A 17,164-nucleotide genomic window follows, 5' to 3' on the forward strand; every position below is an offset into this window, starting at 1 on the left:
GCCCGAGACCTCCCTCTCCTCCGTGACGACGCATCCCGCGTCCACACGAGTGAAAGGGAGGTTCTCCATGCCTGGCGCCAAGACGGCGGTCGCGTGGCTGGCATCCGTCGCACCGGATCCCGGGTCCTGCCTGCGGAAATGGGAGCGCGACCCACTGGGGCTCGCGCTGCTGCCCGCCGGCAAGGCCTGGGACGTGCTCGTCCTGCCGAACAGGCTCGGCCGTACGACCCTCGACGTGTTCTCCCGCGTCCTGGACCAACCCGGCCCGGTGCTCGCCGACTCCGGCGACGCGCGCACGGGCTTCCTCGTGCCGGCCGGCACGGCGGCCCGCTGGCTGGGCACCGGCGTCCGGACGGTCGGACTCGGGGCCTGGATCGTGGTGCCGCACCCGGGAGCCACGGCGTACTCGGCAAAGGTGTCGTCCGGCCAAGTCCGCTGGCTGATCCCGCCGGACGGGACCGGCACCCTCACCGATCCGTCACTCCTGGAACTCGCGATGCACGAGGCGGCGGCGGCTCTCGCGGTCGGGGAGAACGAGGGGTGAGCCGCGCGAGGGGTTGACAACAGAATTGGTCTGGACCAAGTTGGGCGCGCTCCACCCTCCCCATCTCCCCCATGTACGGAGGCACTTGTGGAACGCTCCAGACCTCTCGCCCGTCGCCCCCTCGTCACGCTGATCACCGCCGCGGCTCTCGCCGTGTCCGGCACGACCGCGCTCTCGTCGGCCGCCCGTGCGGCCGACGCGGACCTCGCCCGCAACGGCGGCTTCGAGTCCGGCCTCGACGGCTGGACCTGCACAGGCGGCACGACCGTGACCTCGCCCGTGCACGGCGGCACCTCGGCCCTGAAGGCCACCCCGGCCGGCGCCGACAACGCACGCTGCGCACAGACCGTGACGGTGAGACCGGACTCCCAGTACACCCTCTCCGGCCACGTCCGCGGCACGTACGTCCACCTCGGTGCGAGCGGCACCGGCACCACCGACGTCTTCACCTGGGCCCAGTCCGCCCCCGACTGGCAGCGGCTCGCGACCACCTTCCGCACCGGGCCGTCCACCACCAGGGTCACGATCTACACCCACGGCTGGTACGGCACCGGCGCCTACCACGCCGACGACATCTCACTGACCGGTCCGGGCGGGGAGACGGGTCAGCCCCCGGCGGCCCCCGGCGGTCTGACGACCGGCTCCGTCACCTCCTCCAGCGTCGCCCTGTCCTGGTCGCCCGTACCGGGCGCGACGGGCTACGCCGTCTACCGCGACGGCACCAAGGTCCGCACGGTCACCGCAACCTCCACCACCATGACCGGCCTGACTCCGTCGACGGCGTACGCCTTCCAGGTCGCGGCGGTCAACGACGCCGGGGAGTCCGCACGCTCCGCCACGGTCACGGCGACCACCACCGAGGGCTCGGACGGCGGCGGTTCCGGCCTCCCGGCCCACGCCCTGGTCGGCTACCTCCACGCCAGCTTCGCCAACGGCTCCGGCTACACCCGCATGGCCGACGTACCCGACAGCTGGGACGTCATCGACCTGGCCTTCGGTGAGCCGACCTCGGTCACCTCCGGCGACATCCGCTTCGAGCGCTGCCCGGTCGCCGAGTGCCCGAACGTGGAGAGCGACGCCGAGTTCAAGGCCGCCATCAAGGCCAAACAGGCGGCCGGCAAGAAGGTGCTGATCTCCATCGGCGGCCAGAACGGCCAGGTGCGACTGACCACGGCCGCCGCCCGCGACACCTTCGTCTCCTCCGTCTCGAAGATCATCGACGAGTACGGCCTCGACGGCCTCGACATCGACTTCGAGGGCCACTCGCTGTCCCTGGACGCCGACGACACGGACTTCAAGAACCCGAAGACCCCGGTCATCGTCAACCTCATCTCGGCGCTGAAGACCCTGAAGGCCAAGTACGGCGACGACTTCGTGCTGACGATGGCCCCGGAGACCTTCTTCGTCCAGCTCGGGTACCAGTACTACGGCACGGGCAAGTGGGGCGGCCAGGACCCGAGGGCGGGGGCGTACCTCCCCGTGATCCACGCCCTGCGCGACGACCTGACCCTGCTGCACGTCCAGGACTACAACTCGGGCCCGATCATGGGCCTCGACAACCAGTACCACTCCATGGGCGGCGCCGACTTCCACATCGCGATGACCGACATGCTCCTCACCGGCTTCCCGGTCGCCGGCGACGCCGGCAACGTCTTCCCGCCGCTGCGCCCCGACCAGGTCGCGATCGGCATGCCCGCCTCCACCAACGCGGGCAACGGTCACGTCTTGCCGGCCGAGGTCACCAAGGCCCTGAACTGCCTGACCAAGAAGACCGACTGCGGCTCCTACGCGACCCACGGCACCTGGCCCGCCCTGCGCGGCCTGATGACCTGGTCGATCAACTGGGACCGGTACTCGAACTGGGAGTTCCAGAAGAACTTCGACGCGTACTTCGGCTGACCGGCGGGGCGCCGCGGCCGGCCACCAGCGCGACGCCGGCCAGCAGCACCGCCCCCAGGCACCAGCTCGCCACCACGTCCAGCGGCCAGTGGTAGCCCCGGCGCACCAGCCCGTAGGAGGCACCGAGGACGAGAACCGCGCAGAGCGCAACGAGCACACGGCGGACGGCCGGCGACCGCGGCAGCGAAAGGAGCAGCAGTGTCGCCGCGCCGTACGCGACGAGCGCGGTGGCGGTGTGGCCGGAGGGGTAGTAGCCGACGGCCGGCGGAACGGCCGGGGTGCCCGGGCGGTCGGTCCACGCCTTCAGCGGGGCGACCAGCACCGGCACCAGGGCCATCGCCAGCGCCCCGGCGAGCGGCGGCAGCCACCAGCGGTCCACACCGCGGGCGCGCCCGTGCCAGGCGACGTACGCCAGCGCGACGACGAGGACGGGCACCGCCACCTGCACGTTGCCGAGGTCGGCCAGTAGCTCGGAGGGCCGGTCCGGGTGGACGAGCGCCCTGCTCAGCCGCTCGTCGACCCCGATCAGCGGGCCGTCGGCGACGACCTGCCAGGTGATCAGCGCGAAGACGAGGACGGGCAGCCCGACGAGAACGCACAGCCCTACGAGAACGGGCAGCCCGATGAGAGTGCGGAGCGCGCGAGGAGGGGAGACCGGCATGACGCCCAGCTTCGCAGGCCCGCCGAGGTCAGACACCGAAGGGCCGGCACAAGGGGGGGAGTGTGCCGGCCCTACGGTGAACCACCGTCCCGGGTGCCGGAACGGCCGTTCTGACCTGAACGCCGCGCGCCCCGGGGGGTTTGGGGCGGGCGACCGTCCGATCGGTGAGGAGACCCGGAACCCTCGGGCTCCGGTTGTGTGCGCGAGGCACGACCAGGTCGAAGCTGGGGAAGCCCCGGCCTGAGATCCGCCCACAGTCCCCTGTGGGCGGGTGTATCTCTCATCTGCGTCGAACCTACGGCAGGGGGTGGGCTCAGGACAGGGGCATCGGCGTCCTGCCATCCACCCCGCACACCTTCTTCACACGCTCTGCGGTTCACCGCACCAGGCGTGCGAAACACAGCTCAGATGCGCGTTCGGGCACTCGCGCGCGTGCTCGCCCGGGGGTGGGCTCAGACGCGGGTGAAGCCCTGCTCGATGATGTCGAGGCCCTCGTTCAGCAGGTCGTCGCCGATCACCAGCGGCGGCAGGAAGCGCAGCACGTTGCCGTAGGTGCCACAGGTCAGGACCAGCAGGCCCTCCTGGTGGCAGGCCTTGGCGAGCGCGGCGGTCGCCTCCGGGTTCGGCTCCTTGGTGTCGCGGTCCTTGACCAGCTCGACGGCGATCATCGCGCCGCGGCCCCGGACGTCGCCGATGACGTCGAACTTCTCGGCCATGGCGGCCAGGCGGGACTTCATGACCGCCTCGATGTTCTTCGCCCTGGCGTTGAGGTCCAGCTCCTTCATCGTCTCGATGGCACCGAGCGCGCCCGCGCAGGCCACCGGGTTGCCGCCGTAGGTGCCGCCCAGGCCGCCGGAGTGCGCGGCGTCCATGATCTCGGCGCGGCCGGTGACGGCGGCCAGCGGAAGACCGCCCGCGATGCCCTTGGCCGTGGTGATCAGGTCCGGGACGATGCCCTCGTCCTCGCAGGCGAACCACTGGCCGGTGCGGCAGAAACCGGACTGGATCTCGTCGGCGACGAAGACGATGCCGTTGTCCTTCGCGAACTGGCTGATGGCGGGCAGGAAGCCCTTGGCCGGCTCGATGAAGCCGCCCTCGCCGAGCACCGGCTCGATGATGATCGCGGCCACGTTCTCCGCGCCGACCTGCTTGGCGATCTGGTCGACGGCCTGGGCGGCGGCCTCCGGGCCGGCGTTCTCCGGGCCGGTCGGCCAGCGGTAGCCATAGGCGACCGGGACGCGGTACACCTCGGGCGCGAAGGGACCGAAGCCGTGCTTGTACGGCATGTTCTTCGCGGTCAGGGCCATCGTGAGGTTGGTCCGGCCGTGGTAACCGTGGTCGAAGACGACGACGGCCTGCCGCTTGGTGTACGCACGGGCGATCTTGACGGCGTTCTCGACGGCCTCGGCGCCACTGTTGAACAGGGCGGACTTCTTGGCGTGGTCGCCCGGCGTCAGCTCGGCCAGCGCCTCGGCGACGGCGACGTAGCCCTCGTACGGCGTCACCATGAAACAGGTGTGGGTGAAGTCGGCGAGCTGCGCGGACGCCTTGCGTACGACGGCCTCGGCGGAGGCGCCGACGGAGGTCACCGCGATGCCGGAACCGAAGTCGATCAGACGGTTGCCGTCGACGTCCTCGAGGACGCCCCCGGCGGCGCGCGAGACGAAGACCGGCAGTGTGGAGCCCACACCCTGCGCGACCACCGCCGTGCGGCGGGCCTGCAGCTCCCGCGACTTCGGGCCGGGGATGGCGGTGACGACGCGGCGCTCCTGCGGAAGGGCGGTCATGGGGGCTCCTGGGGTCTTGCGGATCTTACGGACGCTTGCCTTCTTTTCTCGCAGGCTAGGACCGGGAGAGGGGCGTCGGCATGCTCCATGTGGGCGTTGTCCGCGGAGTCGGTTGTCCGCGATGGACAGGAGGTGGACAGGGCGACATAGGGACACGGCGACGCGGGCCCGGCCGCGTAAGCGGTGAACTCCCCCTGGGAGGGCGTTAGATTGACTCGCTGATGGTGGATGGAGCGGCTGGTCAGGGGGCAAGGGCGATGGACAGCGACGGGAACCGGGACGCGCGGGGTACGCATGCGAATCCTGTACCGCGTCCGGCGGGGCCTCCCGAGGTGCCGCCGGCGCCGTCGGTGCCACCGCGACCGGTCGGCGCGCCGGGCGCACCGGGCACGCTGGGGGCGGAGGGGGTGCCCGGGGCGCCGGGGATGCCGGGCATGCCGGGTGTGCCGCCACTGCCCGACGGCTCCGCGTTCCTGTCCTGGCTGCGCACCCCGCGCCCGGAGACGTTGCCCGGCGTGTGGCGGTTCGGACACCGGCCCCGGCCGGAGGAGGAGCCGGAGCGCGTGCCGGGACGGCAGCTGCTGAGCGGGGCGCTGATCGCCTTCCTCGTCGGCTGGCTGATCTGGTCGCTGCTGTGGAACGGCTACCTGGGCGGCTGGTGGCTGCTGCCCCTCTACGCGATGATCCCGGACTCCTGGGCCCAGCCGCACAGCTTCGCCTCGGTCGTGGTCGTCTACGCCTACTACGTCCTCATCGCCGGCGCCATCATGGTCGGCGTCGGCCGGCTCGGCCGCTGGAGCGAGATCTGGCGGCGCTACGGCCCTGGCGCCTGGCGCCGCGCCGCGCCGGGCGGTGGCCCCCCGCCCGCTCCCGAGGAAGACCCCGCCGCCTGGCCCGCGCTACGCGCCGCCGGTGCCCATGACGCCGCCGAGCGGCTCGCCGCCGACGCGCGCTCAGGACTCATGCGGGACGTCGACCACGCCCGTATCACCCGCGCCTGGCAGGGCGTGCGGGGCGGCCGGCACAGCCTCGCCACCTTCACCGGCGCGGTGCTCGCCCACGGCGCCGGCGCCTGCGCGCACCCCTCCGGCGCCCGCGACCTGCCCGCCCGGCAGGCCCGGCACGACCTGGTCACCGGGCAGGTGCGGATCGGCACGGCCGCCGACGACGCCCGCAACCCCTACGCCTACCGCGGCAGCGGCCTGGCCCTCGGCCCCGACCTGCTCGGCACCTCACTGCTCGCCGTCGGACCGGCGGGATCGGGCAAGACCGGTAGCGTCGTACGGCCGCTCACCGAGTCGCTGTGCCTGCACGCGCTCGCCGGGCGGGCCGCGGTCGTCGTGGTCGGCGCCGCGGGCGCTGACCTCGGTCCGGCCGACGCCTACGACGTGGTCGTACGGATCGGAAACCCGGACTCCGTGTACGACCTCGACCTGTACGGCGGCACGACCGACCCGGACGAGGCCGCGGTCGTACTCGCCGAGGCCCTGGCCGGAGACCTCGCCGAACCCCACCCGGGCAGCGACACCCGCCGCTCCACCACCGTCCTCGCCCAGCTCCTGGGCCCCTTCCGCGCGGTGCACGGACGCTTCCCCGGCGTCCCGGAGCTGCGGCAACTGCTCGACGGGACGCCCGGGCCGCTGGCCGAACTGCGTGAGGGGCTGCGGGCGGCCGGGCAGGACTCGCTGCTGCGCGAACTGGACGCGCGTGAGCGCCAGATGGGTCACCCCGGTGACGTGGGCGGCGTACTGGCCGATCGGGTGGCGCTGCTGGACCGGCCCGCCTTCGCCTCCTTCTTCGACACCTCGGGACAGTCCCGGCCGTTCTCGCTCAAGGCCCTCGACCACCCGGTGCGGGTCCGTATCGACCTGCCCCAGCGCGGCCACGCGGACGCCTCGCGCATGCTGGCCCGGCTGATCCTCGCCCAGTTCACGGCGAGCGTCTCGGTACGGGAGGACCGGTCGCTGTTCGCCTGCCTGGTGCTGGACGACGCGAGCGGCGTGGTGACGCCGGAGGCCGTACGGGGCGTGCAGCGGCTGCGCTCGGCGGGCGCCGGGGTCGTGCTCACCCTGCGCACCCTGGACGACGTACCGCGTCCGCTGCGCGGGCCGCTGCTCGGGGCCATCGGCTGCCGGATGGCGCTGTCCGGGCTCACCCCCTGGGACGGGCAGGACTTCGCCGAGGTGTGGGGCAAGGAGTGGACCGAGGCCCGGGACGTCACCGACCGGCAGATCATCGCCGAGACACCCGCGGGCAAGGCCGTGCACATGGTGCGCCGGGTGATCACGGGGAAGGCGCCCACCGCGCGCGCGGTGACCGTGCGGCAGGTCGAGCGGGAGCGGTGGTCGGCGTCCGAGCTGGCGCACGCGGTGCCCGCCGGACACGCGGTGCTGTCGCTGACGACGGTCAAGGGGGAGCACGCGCCGCCGCTGCTGGTGGATCTGCGCGGGTGACCTGTCCGGGGCGGGCACCCGGGGACCGTACAGTGAGGCAGAATCAGCACAGGTCGTTCATACGCGACGGCCAAAAGATCACAGATGGCCCACACCTCGCACCTCCACCTCGCACCAGCGGCTGACACCTCGCGCCAGTAGCTGACACCTCACGCCGCTGACGCAGATCCGAAGGCTCAAGGTCCCCATGCCTCCCACGCTCGCCTCCCTCGTCCACCACTCCGCGCTCAGGCTGACCGTGCGCGCGGGCGAGGACGGCCTCGACGTGCCGGTGCGCTGGGCGCACGTCAGCGAGCTCGCCGACCCCGTGCCCTACATGGAGGGCGGGGAGCTGCTGCTGATCACCGCGCTCAAGCTGGACGCCGCGGACCCCGAGGCGATGCGGCGGTACGTGAAGCGGCTGGCGGGCGCCGGCGTCGTGGGGCTCGGGTTCGCCGTCGGGGTGAACTACGACGACATCCCCGACGCGCTGGTCGAGGCGGCACGGCAGGAGGGGCTGCCGCTCCTGGAGGTACCGCGCCGCACTCCTTTCCTGGCCATCAGCAAGGCCGTGTCCGCCGCCATCGCCGCCGACCAGTACCGCGCGGTCACCGCGGGGTTCGCCGCCCAGCGGGAGCTGACCAGGCAGGCGCTGACCGACGGCCCGGAAGGGCTGCTCGGCGCGCTGGCCGCCCAGGTCGACGGCTGGGCGGCGCTGTACGACGCCTCGGGCGCCGTCGTCGCCACCGCACCCGAGTGGGCGGGCCGCAGGGCCGCACGGCTCACGGCGGACGTGCAGCGGCTGCGCGAGCGCCCCGCACCGGCCTCCTCCGTCGTCGGCGGAGCGGAGAGCAGCGAGCACCCCGAGAACGCCGACCGGGTCGAACTCCACTCCCTCGGCACCTCCCGCAGGCCCCGCTCCGCACTCGCCGTCGGTACGGCCGCCGCCCTCGGCACCGCCGAACGGTACGCCGTGCACTCCGCCATCGCCCTGCTGACGCTCACCACGGAACGCTCGAGCTCCCTCCACGAGGCGGAGCAGCGCATCGACGCGGCCGTACTGCGCATGCTGCTGGCCGGCGAACCCGACCACGCGCGCACGGTCGCCGGAGACCTGTACGGCGGCCTGCTGGACGCGCCCTTCCGGATGATCGTCGCCGAGTCCGCGTCGGCGTCCGCCGCGCGTGCCCACGCCGGCCCGCACGCCCGCGTGCCCGCCACCCGGACCAGGCCCTCCGCCGCCGCGCTGGCCGCCGCCGACACCGACGGCGACCCGCTCGACGCGCTCGCCGAGGTCGTGGAGTCGGCCGCCGCCCGCTCCGGCGAGTCGGTCCTGGTCGTCCCCGAGGGAGAGCGACTGGTGGTGCTGGCCACCGACGGGGGCGCCGCCGTCACCGCCTGCGTCGAGTACGCCACGGCGCTGGAGACCGGCCGCCCGGCACCCGAGCCGATGGCGGGCGGCGACGAGGAGGGCCTGGTGGTCGGCCTGTCGGCGCCGTCCGGGCCCATCGCCGCGTCCGCCGCCTACAAACAGGCCGAACAGGCGCTGTCGGTGGCCCGCCGCCGGGGGCGCGCCTGCGTGGAGCACGAACACCTGGCGGCCGGATCGGTCCTCCCCCTCCTCGCCGACGACGCGGTGCGCGCCTTCGCCGACGGCCTGCTGCGGGCGCTGCGCGACCACGACGCCACCGGCCGGGGCGACCTGGTGGCGTCCCTGCGCGCCTGGCTCTCCCGCCACGGCCAGTGGGACGCGGCGGCGGCCGACCTCGGCGTCCACCGGCACACCCTGCGCTACCGGATGCGCCGGGTCGAGGAGATCCTCGGCCGCTCCCTGGACGACCCGGACGTACGGATGGAGCTGTGGCTGGCACTGAAGGCCACGTCAACGGACTGACCCCCCCCGTCGACGGAAGGAACGGCCGGGCGCGTGGGCGGCCAACCCCTCCGGCCGGCCTCCCCACCCGCCCCCACCTGGCCACAACGTCGAACCTCCCACCCCCACCACTACGCCCCGGACAAACGCCCCCCACCGTCCTCCGCCCTACCGTGGATCCGCAAGCCACGGACACGTACACACCCCCAACGCGGAAGGGCCGGGACTCACGATGACTTCCACCCACGCCTTCTGGCTCGCCGGCCGCCAGGCCACCGGCGAGGCCACCTTCGACGTCACGTCCCCCTGGGACGGCAGCCGGGTCGGCACGGTGAGCCTGCCGACCGACGCCCAGGTCGAGGAGGCCGTGGCCGCCGCGTACGCCGTACGGGACGAGTTCGCCGCCACCCCGGCCCACATCCGCGCCGCCGCCCTGGACCACGTCAGCCGGCGCCTGGTGGAGCGCACCGAGGAGATCGCCCGGCTGATCTCCGCCGAGAACGGCAAGCCCGTCAAGTGGGCCCGCGGCGAGGTCGGCCGCGCGGTGTCCGTCTTCCGCTTCGCCGCCGAGGAGGCCCGCCGCTTCAACGGCGGCGAGGCCCAGCGCCTGGACACCGACGCCGGCGGTCAGGGCCGCCTCGCCCTCACCCGCCGCTTCCCGAAGGGCGTCGTTCTCGGCATCGCGCCGTTCAACTTCCCCCTCAACCTGTGCGCCCACAAGATCGCCCCCGCGATCGCCGCCGGCGCGCCCATCATCCTCAAGCCCGCGCCCGCCACCCCCCTCTCCGGCCTGATCCTCGGCGAGCTGCTCGCCGAGACCGAGCTGCCCGCCGGCTCGTGGAGCATCCTGCCGGTCCCGAACGACCGCATGCCCGCCCTCGTCCAGGACGAGCGCCTGCCGGTCATCTCCTTCACCGGCTCCGAGACGGTCGGCTACGCGATCATGGACTCGGTCCCGCGCAAGCACTGCACCTTGGAGCTGGGCGGCAACGGCGCGGCCGTCGTCCTCGGCGACTGGGCGAGCGACGACGACCTGGACCGGGCCGCGACACGCATCGCGACCTTCTCCAACTACCAGGGCGGCCAGTCCTGCATCTCCGTGCAGCGGGTGATCGCCGACGCGTCCGTGTACGACCGTCTCCTGCCCCGTGTCGTCGCCGCCGTCGAGGCCCAGGTCACCGGCGACCCGAACGACGACGCGACGGATGTCGGGCCGCTGGTCAGCGAGGCCGCCGCCGAGCGCGTCGAGGCCTGGGTGCGGGAGGCCGTGGAGGCCGGCGCCATCCTCCACACCGGCGGCAAGCGCGACGGCGCCTCGTACGCGCCGACTGTCCTCACCGACCTCCCGGCCGACACCACCCTCGCCCGCGAGGAGGTCTTCGGCCCCGTCCTCAGCGTCCAGAGGGTGAACGGCGAGGCCGAGGCGTTCGCCGCCGTCAACGACTCCAAGTACGGTCTCCAGGCAGGCGTGTTCACCCACGACCTCCAGGCCGCCTTCCGCGCCCACCGCGCCCTTGAGGTCGGCGGCGTCGTCATCGGCGACGTCCCCTCCTACCGCGCCGACCAGATGCCGTACGGCGGCGCCAAGCAGTCCGGCGTGGGCCGCGAGGGTGTCAGGTTCGCGATGGACGACTACACCTACGAGCGGGTCCTGGTCCTGACGGGCCTCGCGCTCTGAATCAGCCCTGTGGACCAGCCCGGTGGCGACGGCCTGGTCCCGGTGCGGCGGGGGCACTGTCCGCGATGCGAGGACACCGCGGGCGGAATGTCCTCAAGGGGCTCATCTGAGCGGAGGGTGAACATTCCGGCGGGAAAGTTCACCCTTCCGGACACCGGGTACCCGCGACGCCACCACGCCCCGCGGGACGGAAACAGCACGGCATCGTCCGGTCGGGACAGCGCCGATCCGGCGCAGCGGGGCCGTCCGCCGACGGCCCGTACCAACCGCCTAGCCACCCACCAGCGCGGCCACCAGGCGGTCCATGGCCGGCCGCGGGTCGGGGGCGCCCGGCCAGCCGGTCATCAGCAGGTGGTGGGCGGTGCCGACGACGGCGAGGGCCACGGTGTGCGGGTCGACGGTGGCCGGCAGCCGTCCGCCGCCCCGCTCGGACTCCAAGTAGCCGGCTATCGCCTCCTGGATCGCGGCGAAGCCCGGCCCGCCGTCCCGCATGGCCTCGCGGACGCGCGACGCCGCGGCCGGGCGGGTCATGGCCAGACCCGACAGAGCCGGGCCGCCGCGGTCGAGGAGTGAGAGGGCGACGGAGGCGAGGTTCCCGGCCACCGTGCCCTGCCCGGTGAGTCCCTCCAGGGCCCGCGCCTTCGCCGCCGTCCGGGCGAAACGGTCGAGGCAGAGTTCGGCCACGAACTCGTCCAGCCCCGCGAAGTGCGTGTGCAGCAGCCCCTTGGCACAGCCCGCCTCGGTGGTGACGGCCCGACTCGTGAGCGCCCCGGGTCCGTCCCTCTCCACGATCCGCTCGGCGGCCGCGAACAGTCGCTCGCGCACGTCCGGCGTCGCCACTCCACGCGGTGACATGGGCCTGCCTTCCTTCCGGTGTTCGGCGCCGCGCACGGCGCGATCCCCCCCCGGATCGTAAGGGGATTGCCACTATGGGCGCACGCCCATAGTGTTTGGGCGCACGCCCATTCTCCGTCCCGTAGCAGGAGGCACTCGTGTCCGAGATCGTCAACACCGAGCAGGCGAAGGCGTGGAACGGCTCCGAAGGCGCCCACTGGGCGCGCGCCCAGGACCGGTGGAACGCCGTGAACGAAGGTTTCAACGAACCGCTGCTCGACGCCGCCGGGCTCGCGGAGGGACACCGGACCCTCGATCTCGGCTGCGGTTCCGGGCAGACCACGCGCCTCGCCGCCCTCCGGGCACCACGGGGCAGCGCGCTGGGCCTCGACCTGTCCGGCCCGATGCTGGCCGAGGCGCGGTCCCGGGCGGCGAGGGAGGGCATCGCCAACGCCGCGTTCCAGCAGGGCGACGCACAGGCGTACCCCTTCGAGCCGGGCGCGTTCGACGCGGCGATCAGCCGGTACGGGGTGATGTTCTTCTCCGACCCCGAGGCGGCGTTCCAGAACGTCGGACGGGCACTGCGACCCGGCGGACGACTGGCGTTCGTCTGCCCGGCCGAGCCCTCGCTCAACGGCTGGGTGACGGCCATGTCAGCACTGCGCGACGTCCTGCCGCTCGGTGACTTCGGCGCGCCGGGACTGCCCGGCATGTTCTCCCTGTCGTCGCCGGACCGGATCCGCGCCGTCCTCGCCGCCGCAGGGTTCTCCACAGTGGCCGTCGACGCGGTCGAGGCATACGGGGTGTGGGGGCACGGAGCCGATGACGCGGCACAGTTCCTGCTGAACACGGGGCCCGGCCGGCACTTCCTGGGCCAGGTCGACACGGCCGCACAGGACCGCGCCCGTCAGGTGCTCACCGGCCATCTGCGCGGCCACGAGGGGGCCGACGGAACGGTCCGGCTGCTCAGCACGTCCTGGCTGGTCACGGCGGACCGCCCGGCCGGCCCGACGGCCGCCTCCTAGGGCCCCGGCGCACTCCCCGCCGGTCGGCACAGCAGGTCCCGCAGCGTCGCGTACGAGTGGTCCCAGGTCCATTCCGTACGCACCCAATGGCGGCCCTTCCCGCCCATCTCGCGGGCGAGGCCGGGGTTGCGCAGGAGCCTGATCAGCCGGTCCGCCGTCGCGGCCACCGAGCGGCCGTCGACGACATGACCCGTCTCGCCGTCGCGTACGGCGTCCGGGGCACCGCCCGAGTCGCCCGCCAGGACCGCAAGTCCGGACGCCGCTGCCTCCAGGTAGACGATGCCCAGGCCCTCCACCTCCATACCGCGCCGGCGGGTACGGCAGGGCATGGCGAAGACGTCGGCGGCGGCGTAGAAGGGCGGGAGCGCGCGGTGGGGATGGCCACCGGCGAAGACGACCGAATCCAGGACCTCCTCTTCCAGGGCCAGTTGACGCAGTGCGGCGGCGTACGGGCCGTCACCGACCAGAAGCAGCACGGCGTCGGGGACCGCTCTGCGGACCCAGGGCAGCGCCCTGATCAAGGTGTCCTGGCCCTTGCGCGGGACCAGCCGGGCCGCGCACAGGATCACCGGGCGGTGGCCCAGGCCGTACCTCGTCCGGGTCGGGCCGCCGTCCAGAGCCGGATGGAAGGCCGCGGTGTCCACGCCGGGGACCAGCCGGGCGGTCCGGGTTCCGGGCGCGAGGGCCGCCTCGACGGGACCCCGGGTGCTCGCGCCCAGCCAGGTCAGCGTGTCCACCTCCGTGCCGACGCGGCGGAGCAGGCCCCGGGTGCCGGGGGTGCGGGCCCACCACACCTCGTGGCCGTGTGTGGTGGCGACGGCGGTACGGATCCCGGTCGTCCGCCGGAGCCGGCCCGCCATCAGCCCGAGAGGGGCCGCCGCGCCGAACCACACCCGGTCGCAGCCGTACCGCCGCGCCACGGACGCGGCGTGCGCGGTGGCGCGGGGGGTGGGGAGGAGGGTGCGGGCCCGGTGGCGGATCACCGGGTACGGGAAGGGCTCGCCGGGATCCGCCGTGGCGGTCGGTGTGGAGGTGAGGACGACCACCTCCTCGGGCGGGAAGCGGTCGGCCAACTCCCGGACGAAGGTCTCGATGCCGCCCCGCCGGGGCGGGAAGTCGTTGGTGACGATCAGGGTTCGGGTGCGAGAGCCGCTCGTCATGCGATGGCCGCCTTGTCCACGAAGGGCACGGAGGGCACAGAGGGCACGGAGGGCGCGGAAGGCGCGGAAGGCACGGAGGGAATGTCGGCGGTGCCGCGGCCACCTGCCGACTGGTACGCCAATACGCCGAGCACCAGCGGGTAGACCAGGTAACCGAAGCGCGTCGCCGGCATCAGGGCCGTGGCCAGGCCCAGGCCGAGCGCGAGCCGGACGCCCGCCGCCCGCACCGTCCCCGGGGGACGTACCGCCAGCGACAGGGCGATCAGCAGCGCGCCCACGCAGAGCAGCACCAGCGCGATCACCGAGCCACCGGGCACGTGCGACGCCAGCAGACGTCCGGGCAGCGGACTGGCGGCGGGGGAGGGGGTGGCGGTGAGGCCCAGCGGGAAGGCGACGACGTTCCGGTGGAAGGCGGAGGGGTCGGCGAGGGCGAACGGCAGCACCGCGGCCGTCGCGGTGGACACGCCCACGGCCGCGCACCGCAGCGCGGGCCGCCCGCCCCGGCGTACGGCGACCAGGGCGAGCGCCACGGGAAGCGCGGGCCAGGCGGTCCACTTGAGGGCGGCGGCGACTCCGAGCGCCAGGCCGGCCCGGCCCGGACGCCCCCGCCCGGCGAGTGAGACGCCCAGGCACATCAGGCCGGTCACCGGCAGGTCGGTCCCGCCCACCGCGAGAGGCAGTGCGACCAGCGGGCAGGCGAGCAGCCGGGCCCGGCGCAGACCGGCGCCGGCGAGGGCCGCGACGAACGCGCCGCCCAGCCACCAGCGGGCGTCCCCGGGCAGCATGCCGAAGAGTGCCATCCCGGGCAGGTAGGGGTTGAAGTCGCCCACGGCCGTCGGGGCGGTGACGTACGGGCTCCCGGTCGTGAGCAGCAGCCGCCCCGACCGCTCGACGACAGCCACCTCCGACTGCCCGAGCCCCGCCACCACCAGACAGACGAGCGGTACCACGACGGCCCCCAGCACGGCGACCGCGCGGGCCGCGCGGCGTGGACCGGACCCCGACGTCAGGAACGCCGCGACCGCGTATCCGGCGCCCGCCACCCACCCCCACACCCGGTGCGGCCCCACGTCGGACGCCATCGCGAAGACCGGTGCGACCACCGCGCACCCGGCCCACGCGTACCGCTCGACGTGCCCGGCGGTGTACTTCGCGGCATGCTCCCCAAAGGTCTTCCTCATGTCCGTCGACGCTAGGAATCGGCGGGCCGGACGGCGTCAACCGAGGCTCCGCACCTGGGACTCAACCCGTGGTTCGACATCCGCCCGCCATATCGACCCGAGCGGTGACGCGTGCCCCCGCTTCGGCCTGGATCATGAGGGCATGAGTACGTGGCCTCAGCAGCGGTTCCACGCCTGGATCGCCGCGCCCGCCTACCCCTGGGTCACCGGCGGTGTGCTGACCGCCGGAGCGGTCGTGGAGCTGATCGTCATCCCCGGGTCCGTGACGACCACGGTCGGGGTGCTCGTGTCCGCCGCCTCGCTGATGTGGCGACGGTCCTTCCCGCCCATCGCCGTGCTCACGGTCGCCGCGGGGCTCCTCGGGTTCGCCGGGGACGTCAACCTGTACCTCTCGATCATGGCGAGCGGACTGATCGGCTGCTACTCGCTCGGCCGGAACCGGGTACTGCACCCCGCCCTGGCCGTCGCGGGCGGCGCGCTCGGCGCCCTGTGCGTGAACCTGGTGCACATCAACACCTGGTCGCGGATGGAGCTGCCGGTGCCCGCGCTCTGGGAGAAGGGCTCGCTCAGCCTGTTCGCCGAGTCGTTCCTGCTGACGGTGGTCGTCTTCGGCGCCGTGATGATGGGCGACGCGGTCCGCTCCCGGGAGGAGACCCGCACCGAACGCCACCTCGCGCAAGCCCGGTTGATAGCGATGGAGCGGCAGCAGGCCGCCGAGGCCGAACGGGCCGCCATCGCCCGTGAGCTGCACGACATCGTCTCGCACTCGGTGTCGATGATCGCCGTGCAGGCCGAGAGCGCCACCTACACCACACCGGGGCTCACCCCCGAGGGCCGCGAGGGCTTCCAGCAGATCGCCGCCACCGCCCGCTCCTCGATGGCCGAACTGCGCCGCCTCCTCGGCGTTCTGCGTACCTCCCGGGGCGACACGGCCCTCACCGCCCCGCAGCCGACCCTCGACCACCTCCCCGAACTGGTCGAACAGCACCGGACGGTGGGCGGCACCGCGGAGCTGAGGATCACCGGCGACCGCGTGGTGCTGCCCGCCGCTTGGGAGCTGTCCGCCTACCGCATCACCCAGGAGGCGCTGACCAACGCACGCAAGCACGCGCCCGGCGCCCGTACGGTGGTGGAGGTCGACTACGGTGCCGACAAACTGCTCACGCTGCGCATCCGGGACGACGGCCCCGCGCCGGGCGCCCTCCCGGATTCCGGCCCCGGCCCCACCCCCGGTCCGGAAGTCGGCCCCGGCCCCGGTACGGGTCACGGCCTGACCGGGATGCGGGAGCGCGCGGCCCTCGTCGGGGGCCGGCTCAGCGCGGGCGCGGACCCGGACGGCGGTTTCCTGGTGGAGGCGCAACTCCCCTGGGGAGCCGGATGACCACCACGCGGCGGGAGAGGGAGACACCTGTGATCAGGGCACTGGTCGCCGACGACCAGGCGGTCGTACGCACCGGCTTCGTGAACCTCCTGGGCACCCAGGAGGACATCGAGGTCGTCGGCGAGGCGGAGGACGGTGCGCAGGCGGTGCGGGTCGCCGGCGAGACCCGGCCCGACCTCGCACTCCTCGACATCCGGATGCCGCACAAGAACGGCATCGAGGCGGCCCGCGAGATCCTGGCCGCGTCCGGCGGCGCGACGAAGGTGCTCATGCTGACGACCTTCGGCCTCGACGAGTACGTGTACGACGCCCTCGCCGCCGGGGCGGGCGGCTTCCTGCTCAAGGACGCCACCTTCCCCGAACTGCTGCACGCCGTACGGGTGGTGGCGGACGGCAACGCCCTGCTCTCCCCGGAGATCACCAAGCGGCTGATCGCCCAGTTCGTCCACGCGCGCGCGTCGCGGCTGCCCGTCCACTCGGCGGGCGACCTCACCGCCCGGGAGACGGAGGTGCTGACCCTGATCGCGCGGGGTCTGTCCAACGCGGAGATCGCGGGACGCCTCACCATCACCGACCACACCGTGAAGACCCACATCAACCGGCTCTTCGCCAAGCTGGAACTGCGCGACCGCGCCCAGGCCGTGATCGTCGCCTACGAGACGGGCCTGGTCCGGGCGGGTGGCGAGTCGGGGGCCCGGCGCCGGTAGGT

General features: G+C 73.5%; 13 protein-coding genes. 8 read left to right on the forward strand and 5 right to left on the reverse strand.

Annotation, left to right across the window (positions count from 1 at the left end):
• Positions 1-67 precede the first annotated feature (67 nt).
• Positions 68-544 carry a hypothetical protein gene (locus QC283_RS14980; RefSeq protein ID WP_279561986.1) on the forward strand — a complete coding sequence of 159 codons (477 nt, stop codon included), beginning with the start codon at positions 68-70 and terminating at the stop codon, positions 542-544.
• A gap of 87 nt (positions 545-631) precedes the next feature.
• Positions 632-2,443, forward strand: coding sequence for a chitinase (locus tag QC283_RS14985; RefSeq protein WP_279561987.1), 1,812 nt, complete (start codon positions 632-634; stop codon positions 2,441-2,443).
• Here QC283_RS14985 and QC283_RS14990 read toward each other — a convergent pair.
• On the reverse strand, positions 2,382-3,104 hold the full coding sequence (locus QC283_RS14990; protein WP_279561988.1) for a phosphatase PAP2 family protein: 723 nt from the start codon (positions 3,102-3,104) through the stop codon (positions 2,382-2,384). The genes QC283_RS14985 and QC283_RS14990 overlap by 62 nt on opposite strands.
• Before the next feature lie 452 nt (positions 3,105-3,556).
• On the reverse strand, positions 3,557-4,891 hold the full coding sequence (gene gabT, locus QC283_RS14995) for a 4-aminobutyrate--2-oxoglutarate transaminase (protein WP_279561989.1): 1,335 nt from the start codon (positions 4,889-4,891) through the stop codon (positions 3,557-3,559).
• Between the two features lie 257 nt (positions 4,892-5,148).
• Here gabT and QC283_RS15000 point away from each other — a divergent pair, with 257 nt between their 5' ends.
• From QC283_RS15000 to QC283_RS15010, 3 genes are all read left to right on the forward strand, one after another.
• Positions 5,149-7,344, forward strand: coding sequence for an ATP-binding protein (locus QC283_RS15000; RefSeq protein ID WP_279561990.1), 2,196 nt, complete (start codon positions 5,149-5,151; stop codon positions 7,342-7,344).
• Positions 7,345-7,531: 187 nt separating this feature from the next.
• A complete protein-coding gene (locus QC283_RS15005) occupies positions 7,532-9,217 on the forward strand; it encodes a PucR family transcriptional regulator (RefSeq protein WP_279561991.1) in 1,686 nt (561 codons plus the stop codon).
• Between the two features lie 211 nt (positions 9,218-9,428).
• The gene (locus QC283_RS15010; RefSeq protein ID WP_279561992.1) at positions 9,429-10,874 is read left to right on the forward strand and encodes an aldehyde dehydrogenase family protein; all 1,446 of its coding nucleotides are present in this window, start codon (positions 9,429-9,431) and stop codon (positions 10,872-10,874) included.
• A gap of 270 nt (positions 10,875-11,144) precedes the next feature.
• Here the strand turns inward: QC283_RS15010 and QC283_RS15015 are convergent, their stop codons facing one another.
• Positions 11,145-11,729 carry a TetR/AcrR family transcriptional regulator gene (locus tag QC283_RS15015; RefSeq protein ID WP_279561993.1) on the reverse strand — a complete coding sequence of 195 codons (585 nt, stop codon included), beginning with the start codon at positions 11,727-11,729 and terminating at the stop codon, positions 11,145-11,147.
• Positions 11,730-11,866: 137 nt separating this feature from the next.
• Between QC283_RS15015 and QC283_RS15020 the strand changes: the two genes are divergently transcribed.
• Entirely contained in the window at positions 11,867-12,733 is an 867-nt protein-coding gene (locus QC283_RS15020) for a class I SAM-dependent methyltransferase (RefSeq protein WP_279561994.1), read from the forward strand.
• Here QC283_RS15020 and QC283_RS15025 read toward each other — a convergent pair.
• Positions 12,730-13,893 (reverse strand): glycosyltransferase family 4 protein, encoded by a 1,164-nt coding sequence (locus QC283_RS15025; protein ID WP_279561995.1) that lies wholly within the window; start codon positions 13,891-13,893, stop codon positions 12,730-12,732. The genes QC283_RS15020 and QC283_RS15025 overlap by 4 nt on opposite strands.
• Complete coding sequence (locus QC283_RS15030) at positions 13,890-15,074, reverse strand: glycosyltransferase 87 family protein (RefSeq protein ID WP_279561996.1); 1,185 nt, start codon at positions 15,072-15,074, stop codon at positions 13,890-13,892. Before QC283_RS15030 ends, QC283_RS15025 begins: the two co-directional genes overlap by 4 nt.
• Before the next feature lie 142 nt (positions 15,075-15,216).
• Here QC283_RS15030 and QC283_RS15035 point away from each other — a divergent pair, with 142 nt between their 5' ends.
• The gene (locus tag QC283_RS15035) at positions 15,217-16,455 is read left to right on the forward strand and encodes a sensor histidine kinase (RefSeq protein ID WP_279561997.1); all 1,239 of its coding nucleotides are present in this window, start codon (positions 15,217-15,219) and stop codon (positions 16,453-16,455) included.
• Positions 16,452-17,162, forward strand: a complete 711-nt coding sequence (locus tag QC283_RS15040) for a response regulator transcription factor (RefSeq protein WP_279561998.1) — start codon at positions 16,452-16,454, stop codon at positions 17,160-17,162. Before QC283_RS15035 ends, QC283_RS15040 begins: the two co-directional genes overlap by 4 nt.
• The last annotated feature ends 2 nt before the right edge of the window (positions 17,163-17,164 follow it).

It is taken from the genome of Streptomyces sp. DH41, from assembly GCF_029813785.1.
Taxonomy (GTDB): Bacteria; Actinomycetota; Actinomycetes; order Streptomycetales; family Streptomycetaceae; genus Streptomyces.

Excerpts from the sequence above, each read along its gene's own strand:
- gabT (WP_279561989.1), bottom strand. The coding sequence starts at position 4,891 with ATGACCGCCCTTCCGCAGGAGCGCCGCGTCGTCACCGCCATCCCCGGC.
- QC283_RS15010 (WP_279561992.1), top strand. The coding sequence starts at position 9,429 with ATGACTTCCACCCACGCCTTCTGGCTCGCCGGCCGCCAGGCCACCGGC.
- QC283_RS14980 (WP_279561986.1), top strand. The coding sequence starts at position 68 with ATGCCTGGCGCCAAGACGGCGGTCGCGTGGCTGGCATCCGTCGCACCG.
- QC283_RS15040 (WP_279561998.1), top strand. The coding sequence starts at position 16,452 with ATGACCACCACGCGGCGGGAGAGGGAGACACCTGTGATCAGGGCACTG.
- QC283_RS15005 (WP_279561991.1), top strand. The coding sequence starts at position 7,532 with ATGCCTCCCACGCTCGCCTCCCTCGTCCACCACTCCGCGCTCAGGCTG.
- QC283_RS15035 (WP_279561997.1), top strand. The coding sequence starts at position 15,217 with ATGAGTACGTGGCCTCAGCAGCGGTTCCACGCCTGGATCGCCGCGCCC.
- QC283_RS15000 (WP_279561990.1), top strand. The coding sequence starts at position 5,149 with ATGGACAGCGACGGGAACCGGGACGCGCGGGGTACGCATGCGAATCCT.
- QC283_RS15025 (WP_279561995.1), bottom strand. The coding sequence starts at position 13,893 with ATGACGAGCGGCTCTCGCACCCGAACCCTGATCGTCACCAACGACTTC.
- QC283_RS15030 (WP_279561996.1), bottom strand. The coding sequence starts at position 15,074 with ATGAGGAAGACCTTTGGGGAGCATGCCGCGAAGTACACCGCCGGGCAC.
- QC283_RS14990 (WP_279561988.1), bottom strand. The coding sequence starts at position 3,104 with ATGCCGGTCTCCCCTCCTCGCGCGCTCCGCACTCTCATCGGGCTGCCC.
- QC283_RS15015 (WP_279561993.1), bottom strand. The coding sequence starts at position 11,729 with ATGTCACCGCGTGGAGTGGCGACGCCGGACGTGCGCGAGCGACTGTTC.